The following is a 7,632-nucleotide window of genomic DNA, read 5'->3' on the forward strand; positions in this document are numbered from 1 at the left end:
CCTCCTGGCCCCGGCCGGGCCCACGCCCCCGTGGCCCGGCCGGGGCCAGGAGGGTTCGTCGTGCGTTTCCCCTGGGGAACCCGTCGGCTCACGGGCTGATAGCCGCCCCTACCCGGCAGTCCGTGATTCCAACCACTCCTTGGTCCCTTCGGGGGCCCTCTTCCGGCGCGTTCCGGTCCCTCTGGGGGTGCCTGTACCCGCTCAGGCGGGGGTGTCGTCGCCCTCGGCGTCGTCGGTTTCGGTGAGGACGGGTGAAGCGTGGTGCGACCAGAGTTTCCAGCCGTCGGGCGTGCGTCGGAACACATTGGTGGCGACCACGAGCTGGCCCACGAGCGGGCCCAGCTCGTCGCCGTCGTCGGGGGCGGGTCCGCCGCTGAGGATGTTCTCGGTGCAAGTCACGAGGGCGGTGTCGCCGGTGACGGAGACATGGACGTCGGTGAGGAAGAACTGGATGTAGTCGGTGTTGGCCATGATCAGCGCGTACGACCGCAGGACCTCGCCGCGGCCGGTGAGCACCGGCCAGCCGGGGTGGACGCAGGAGATCACGCCGGTGTCCGCCGGGTCGTGGTACGTCTCGTCGACGCCCAGGTCGGACGGGGCGAGCCAGAGCCGGGAGACCGTCTCGAAGTCGCCGCGCTCGAGTGCCTCGTAGAAGGCGGTGTTGGCGAGCTCGACCTGTTCGACGTCGGTGTGGGGAGCGCTCACCGGGTTCCTTCAGAGGTGTGTGCGCCGGTGGAGGTGGTGTCGACGGGGCGCGCTTCGGGGGTGCAGGCGCCGGGCGTGTGTGCGGTGCCGTAGGCCTGGTGCGCGGGGGTCGCGCCCGGCGCGCTGTCAGCCGTACGCGCCCCTTCCACGGCGCGTGCGACGCGTACCGCGTCCGCCGTCGCGCGTACCTCGTGCACACGCACCGCCCACGCGCCGGCCTGCGCCGCGAGTGCGGAGACGGCGGCTGTCGCCGCGTCACGTTCCCGCGCGGGTGGCGGGGCGCCCTCCGGTCCGGCGAGCACCCGCCCGAGGAACCGCTTGCGGGAGGCGGCGACGAGCAGCGGATGGCCGAGCCCGCGCAGCCGGTCCAGGTGGGCGAGCAGGGTCAGGTCGTGCTCGGCGTCCTTGGAGAAGCCGAGGCCGGGGTCGACGACGATCCGGTCGGCGGTGATGCCGCCCGCGAGGACGGCCTCCACGCGCGCGTGCAGCTCGTCGACGACCTCGGTGACGACATCGGCGTAGACGCCCCGGACGTTGCCGCCCTCCAGGAAACCGCGCCAGTGCATGACGACGAAGGGGGCGCCGGCGTCGGCCACGACCGGGACCATCGCCGGGTCGGCGAGGCCGCCGCTGACGTCGTTGACCAGGGCGGCGCCGGCCGCGAGGGCCTGTTCGGCGACCGAGGCGCGCATGGTGTCGACGGAGACGACGACGCCCTCTGAGGCCAGTCCGCGGACGACGGGGATGACCCGCCGCAGTTCCTCCGCCTCGTCGACCCGGGTGGCGCCGGGACGGGTGGACTCGCCGCCGACGTCGACGAGGTCGGCTCCCTGGGCGACCATCTCCAGGCCGTGCTTGACCGCGGCGGTCGTGTCGAACCAGCGGCCGCCGTCGGAGAAGGAGTCGGGCGTCACGTTCACCACGCCCATGACCGCGCAGCGGTCCCAATCCGGAAGGCCCGTGATGTGCCCGCGTCCGCTCTGGTTGCTCATACGTTCAGCGTAGGCCCCCGGGGGCGTGCCGCTCTTCACGCCGTGCGGCCCGGACGGAAGCCCTCCGGGGGGAGGAGGGGGCGGGCTTCCGTCCGGGCCTGTCCTGGGGGCCGTGCCGCGGTGGCCCGGGCGTCAGGCCGCGTGGACCTCGTGTTCCTTGGCCGTGCGGGCGTCCTGTGCCCGTGTCGGACGGGTCGGACGGGTGTCCTGTCCGCGCGCCGCGCGGACGTCCCCCTCTCCCGCCGAGCGGGCGGCCTGGTCCCGTACGGCGTGGACGCACGGGCGGGGTGTGGGCCGGCGGCGGCGCAGCGGGCGCGGCAGCAGCTCGGCCGGGTCCAGGAAGCCCTCGGCCTGCATCGCCGCGAAGCCGATGCGCGGCAGGTCGGCGGAGGCGCGGTAGACGACGAAGCGCGGTTCCCAGCGTGGCCGGAACTTGGCGTTGAACTTGTACAGGGATTCGATCTGGAACCAGCGGGACAGGAAGATCAGCAGCCCCCGCCAGGCGCGCAGCACCGGACCCGCGCCGATCTTCTCGCCGCGCGCCAGCGCCGAGCGGAACATCGCGAAGTTGAGCGACACGCGCGCGATGCCGAGCTTCGGGGCGGCCTGGAGGGCGGCGACGATCAGCAGTTCGTTCATGCCGGGGTCGGCCGAGCGGTCGCGGCGCATCAGATCCAGGGAGACCCCGTCGGTGCCCCAGGGCACGAAGTGCAGGATCGCCTTCAGGTCGCCGTACGGACCCGGCTGGTCGTCGGCCCTGTGCGCGGTGGCGATCAGGCAGTCGCCGTCGGCCGGGTCGCCGATGCGGCCCAGCGCCATGGAGAAGCCGCGTTCGGTGTCGGTGCCGCGCCAGGCGTCGGCGGCCCGGCGGATCCGCTCCAGTTCGGCTTCGTCGAGGTCACGCACGCGTCGTACCCGGGTCTCGTAACCGGCGCGCTCGATGCGCTTGACCATCTGGCGCACATTGCGCATCGCACGGCCGGCGAGGGAGAAATCCGGGACGTCCACCACCGCCTCGTCGCCCAGTTCGAGGGCGTCCAGGCCGGTCTCGCGGGTCCACACCTCGCCGCCCGTCTCGGAGCAGCCCGTCACCGCGGGGGTCCAGGAGTGGGCGCGGGCCTCGTCCATGAAGCGCTCGATGGCGCCGGGCCAGGCCTCGACGTCGCCGATGGGGTCGCCGCTGGCGAGCATCACGCCGGACACCACGCGGTAGGTGACCGCGGCCTTGCCGCTGGGCGAGAAGACGACGGCCTTGTCGCGGCGCAGCGCGAAGTGGCCCAGCGAGTCGCGCCCGCCGTGCTTGTCGAGCAGGGCCCGCAGCCGGACCTCGTCCTCCTGGGTGAGCCGCGCGGCGGGGTGCTCGGGGCGCAGGGCGAGGTAGGCCGTGGTGACGGCGGTGAGCAGGCCCAGGGCGCCCAGGGAGAAACCGACCGTCCACGAGGTGTTGCCGCGGTAGCCGACGGGTCCCTCGAAGCCGAACAGGCCGTACAGGACGTGCGTGAGACGGTCTGCCAGGCTGGGGTCGCCGACCATGCGGCCGGGGTGGGCGCCGACGATGACCAGGCCGAGGGCGAGGGAACCCGCGCTCATCAGCACGAAGTTGGCGAGGGCACGCCACCGGCTGCGCGGGTCGGGCAGGGCCGCGAACTGGTCGCGGTGGCGCAGCAGCACCGCGAGCAGGGCGAGCGAGATCACCACGCCCAGCACGGAGTGCCGGTAGGCGAACTGGGCGACCGCACCGGCCGGCAGCAGTGCGACGGCGGCCCGCCAGGCGCGGCGCTTGCGGCGCTTCAGCCCGTGCGCGAGCAGCAGCAACAGCACGCCGGCGCTGAGCGCGAGCGCCGCCGCGAACGGGCCGAGCGCGCCGGGCAGCACCTCGGCGAGGGCGTGCATCCGGCTGTACCGGAAGCGCGGGAAGACGCCCGCGGCGATGTCCAGCAACCCCACGAGGGCGCATGCCCTGGCGACGAGGACGGGTACGGCCTCCGGTCGCGGGCCGCGCAGCAGTCGGCGCGCCCGGCTCGGCCCGCCCGGAACCCCATCCGACATTTCCCCATCTTCCCTGACAGACATCGCATCCCGTGGTTCTGCGAGAGAGCTTGAATCCGGTCCCGATTCGGGCATCCGGCGACATTGCGCCCTCTAGGACGGTGTCTTGGGGGCGGAGGTTCACTCCGTTCTCCCAAGCGGGGTCAAAGGCCGGGGAAACCCGGGGCAAGTCAGGGAAGGACGGGTGGGTACCACCCATGGGGCTCACGAGTGACGTGGTGCTGGCGCTGGCGGTCGGGTCGGCCGTCGCGCTGTTCGCCGGAACGGTGTGGCTGTGGCCGCGGCTGGCCCGGCGCGGCTGGCGGGCCGTCTGCGGCCGGATCGGGCTGCTGCTGGCCACACAGGTGGCGCTGTTCGCGTCGGTGGGGCTGGCCGCCAACCAGTCGTTCGGCTTCTACGCGAGTTGGGCGGACCTGTTCGGGCAGGAGGACGACCTGGGCGTGGTCGTCGACCACGCCGGTGGCGGCGGTGTGAAGGTCCTGGAGAACGGGCGCGTGCCGGGGGCGCCCGGGCTGCGGCCGGAGACCAACGGCCGGGTGCAGAAGGTGGCCCTGGCCGGCCGTTCGACCGGACTGACGGTCCCCGCGTACGTGTACCTGCCGCCGGAGTACTTCCAGCCGCGCTACCGCACGCACACCTTTCCCGCGGCCGTCGTGCTCAGCGGTTATCCCGGCACCGCGAGGTCGCTGGTCGACAAGCTGAACTTCCCGCGCACCGCCCGGGAACTGGCGGCGGACGGCCGGATGGAGCCGATGATCCTGGTGATGCTGCGGCCGACCGTGGCACCGCCGCGGGACACCGAGTGCGTGGACGTCCCAGGCGGCCCGCAGGCGGAGACGTTCTTCGCGAAGGACCTGCCGGCGGCCGTCGAGGGCCACTACCGGGTGGACGGGAAGCCCGGCCGATGGGGCGTCATCGGGGACTCCACGGGCGGTTACTGCGCCCTGAAGTTCGCGATGCACCATCCTGACGTCTACGGCGCCGGCGCGGGCCTGTCGCCCTACTACAACGCGCTGACCGACGCGACGACGGGTGATCTCTTCCAGGGTGACGAGTCGGTGCGTGATCGCGCCGATCTGTGGTGGTGCCTGGAGAATCTGCCCGCGCCGGAGACCTCGCTGCTCGTCACCAGCAGCAAGTCCGGGGAGAGCAACTACAAGGACACGCTGAAGTTCATCGACCGGGTGAAAGCGGCACCCCCGACGCGTATCTCGTCGATCATCCTGGAAAGCGGCGGGCACAACTTCAACACGTGGCGGCGGGAGATCCCGGCGGCGCTGGAGTGGCTGAGCGGGCGGCTGACCGAGGCATAAAAACGATCTTGGCGAATTCGCTGACGGACGCTTTCCTTCCGCCTTGTGTTCCTGATGGGGTGTGAACCCTCCGCCCGGCTTCCTTTTTACGGCCCGGGGCACCACGATTCGCCTACGCGCGGTAAGTTTCTGGCCATGCCACGTGGACGTCATCGTCATTCCCCGCCTTTGCACAGGCTGCTTCCCCCGTCGGCTATCGCGGGCGTCTCCCTCGTCTGCGCTTTCGGCCCCTGGGTGTTCACGGAACCGATGGCGCTGCGTGGGCTGGCCGCCGCCGCCGCGGTGACGGCGGTCGTCGGCGCGGTCGTCATGCGGCGCTGGGACACCCAGGCGGGCAAGCGCGTCGCCGACCTCACGCGCGCGCGAGCGAGCGACGAGTGGCGCTTCGAGGAGCGGGTCGCCGAACTGGAGAGCGACCTCGACGAGTCCCGCGAGCTGCGCCGGAAGCTGGAGCAGCGGCTGCGCGCCAAGCGCGCCGAACTGGCCGGCCTGCGCAACGAGCACGCGGCCCTGCTGCGCCGCTACGCCACCGCCGAGACCGAGCGGGCGAGCGCCCTGGAGGGCCGGCGACTGCTGGAGATCGAGACCACCACGCCCGCGCGGGCACTGCCGCCGGGCCCGGTGCGCGAGCAGCAGCCGGAGCAGGTGGGTCAGGCGGCCGGGGCCGTCGCGGGCGAGCGGGCCGTGCCCGCGCTCTTCTCCCCGGAGGGTTCGCGGCTGTTCCTGCGCGCCGGGGCGGCACTGGCCCGCCTCGACGCCGGGACGGCCCCGGAAGCGGCCGTCGACACGAGGTCCGGTACGGCTGCTGAGGCGGAGGGTGCGAAGGACACGAGCCCGGAGGACGAGTCCCCGGCGGACGCTGACGGTGCGTCCGAGGCCGACGTGCGTGCCGGCTCCGTCGACTCCGGCGTGACTCGCGCGGCCGGCGCGGCGTTCGGTGTCACGTCCGGGCCCGGTGTGTCGTCCGGCGCGGCGCCGAGGTCCGGCGGGCCGTCCGGGACCGGCGCCACCGATGTCCCCGAGGCCTCCGTGCCGCGGCAGGGCACCGCGCCCGAGGCCGGGGGTCCCGCCGAGGCGGAGGCCACGCGGGAGGACGAGGCCCAGGGGAAGCCCGAGGCGGCCGTCGGGCAGGAGCACACGGCCGCCGCCTCCATGGACCGGCCCGCCGGCGCGCAGCAGCCCGCCGGGCACTTCGCGGTGCCGACCGCCGTCGCCGTCGTACCGCCCGCCCCCGCGCGGCGCCCCGCCGTCGAGGGCGGCTTCGACTTCTTCGGCACCAAGGAGAAGGGCGCGGACTCCGCCGCCCTGGAGGCCGTGCAGAACGAGGACCTCGCCGACGTCGTCGGCCAGGAGGCGCTTGACCTGCACAAGGCCGAGAGCGAGGCGAGGCCCGGGGAGACGGCGGCGGAGTCCAAGCCGCTGAGCCCCGCCGTCGAGCGGGCTGTCGGCCAGGTCATCGACCTGACGGCACACGACGAGACCGAGCAGATCGACATCCAGGGTCTGCGCACCGCGGCCTCCTGATCCGCCGGGAGAGCACCGCCGGACCCGGCACCGTCGGCCCGGAGGGGCGCCCGCGGGGCCCCTCCACCGGGGCGCCGTGCGTCGACGCCGGCCTCCGAGGGAGCCGGCCTCCAAGGGAAGGGCGCCCAGGGACGTGGGAGGCCCGCCAGGGCACGCTCGGCGGGTGGCGTTCGCCCGGGGCCGCTTGCCTGGGGAACGCGTGCCTGGGAGCCGGTCATCGGCGCCATCCGCTCTGGGGACGCTCGAGGGTGCCCGCCCGGGGCCGCCTGACCTGGTCCGCCTGACCTTGTGACGCTCGCCCTGTGCCGCCCGCCCGAGGCAGGTCGTCCGCCAGCGGCCCGCTCGCCCGGGGCCGCCTGTCCGTGGTCGCTCCGCCGGATCGCGTCCGCCCAGCCCCCGTGGCGGCTAGGCCATCCACCGGTCCGGCCGGGCGTCCCTCCGGCCCGTGCGGGATCGCTCGGCCTGGGCGCGCAGCAGGCGTACGGCCTCCTCGGTGTCCCTGAGGCGGGCGGTGACCGTCCTGCCGGCTCCCGTGTCCACGTGGACGTCGGCGAGGCCGCACAGGCGCTTCCAGGGGCCCTGGGTGAGCCGGACGCTCTGCACCTTCGCGTGCGGGACGAGAGCGAGCCGGCGCCGCAGCAGGCCCTGGCGGGCGGCGAAGACGGCGTCGGTGGCGGTGAAGCCGTAGCCCCGCCACCACAGCGGCGCGCAGCGGCCCGCGCGCCGCGGCGACCCGGCGAGGGCCGAGCGCGGCGGCACGGTCACCCCGGGCAGCACGCGCGCGACGACGGACTCGGCGACCTCGCGCGGGGCCACCGGCAGCAGCACGGAGTTCGACGACCCGGCCACGTCCAGCTCCACCCGCACCCATCCGCGGCGCCGCCACAGCAGCGGTTCCACGATCCGTACGGTCTGCACCCGCCCCGGCGGCACCGTCTCGTGGACGCGGTCGAGCAGTCCGCGGTCGATCCGCAGCCCGTCCGGGGACTCGGCCACCGTCCAGTCGTACTCCGCGACGAACCGTCCCACGCTGCTCGCGCCCGCCGCGC

The 7,632-nt window shown here is 74.1% G+C and carries 5 protein-coding genes and 1 pseudogene; 2 read left to right on the forward strand and 4 right to left on the reverse strand.

The features are described 5' to 3' along the window. Positions 1-201: 201 nt before the first annotated feature. From CCN42_RS37315 to CCN42_RS37325, 3 genes and pseudogenes are all read right to left on the reverse strand, one after another. On the reverse strand, positions 202-705 hold the full coding sequence (locus tag CCN42_RS37315) for a nuclear transport factor 2 family protein (RefSeq protein ID WP_086741720.1): 504 nt from the start codon (positions 703-705) through the stop codon (positions 202-204). Next, positions 702-1,697: a dihydropteroate synthase gene (folP, locus tag CCN42_RS37320; RefSeq protein ID WP_245877640.1), complete on the reverse strand. Its 996-nt coding sequence runs from the start codon at positions 1,695-1,697 to the stop codon at positions 702-704. The genes CCN42_RS37315 and folP overlap by 4 nt, the downstream gene beginning before the upstream one ends. A gap of 240 nt (positions 1,698-1,937) precedes the next feature. Then, positions 1,938-3,746: pseudogene (locus tag CCN42_RS37325) on the reverse strand (phosphatidylglycerol lysyltransferase domain-containing protein); the annotation flags it as partial. A gap of 197 nt (positions 3,747-3,943) precedes the next feature. Between CCN42_RS37325 and CCN42_RS37330 the strand changes: the two are divergent. Together CCN42_RS37330 and CCN42_RS37335 are read left to right on the forward strand one after the other, a co-directional pair. Further along, entirely contained in the window at positions 3,944-5,059 is a 1,116-nt protein-coding gene (locus CCN42_RS37330) for an alpha/beta hydrolase (protein ID WP_086741721.1), read from the forward strand. Positions 5,060-5,194: 135 nt separating this feature from the next. After that, positions 5,195-6,583, forward strand: coding sequence for a hypothetical protein (locus CCN42_RS37335; RefSeq protein ID WP_086741722.1), 1,389 nt, complete (start codon positions 5,195-5,197; stop codon positions 6,581-6,583). Positions 6,584-6,988: 405 nt separating this feature from the next. Here the strand turns inward: CCN42_RS37335 and CCN42_RS37340 are convergent. Next, positions 6,989-7,632: PH domain-containing protein (locus tag CCN42_RS37340; RefSeq protein WP_158102188.1), on the reverse strand; the 644-nt coding region annotated here is incomplete at its 5' end.

The organism is Streptomyces glaucescens (assembly GCF_002154375.1).
Lineage (GTDB): Bacteria > Actinomycetota > Actinomycetes > Streptomycetales > Streptomycetaceae > Streptomyces > Streptomyces glaucescens.

Excerpts from the sequence above, each read along its gene's own strand:
- folP (WP_245877640.1), bottom strand. The coding sequence starts at position 1,697 with ATGAGCAACCAGAGCGGACGCGGGCACATCACGGGCCTTCCGGATTGG.
- CCN42_RS37330 (WP_086741721.1), top strand. The coding sequence starts at position 3,944 with ATGGGGCTCACGAGTGACGTGGTGCTGGCGCTGGCGGTCGGGTCGGCC.
- CCN42_RS37335 (WP_086741722.1), top strand. The coding sequence starts at position 5,195 with ATGCCACGTGGACGTCATCGTCATTCCCCGCCTTTGCACAGGCTGCTT.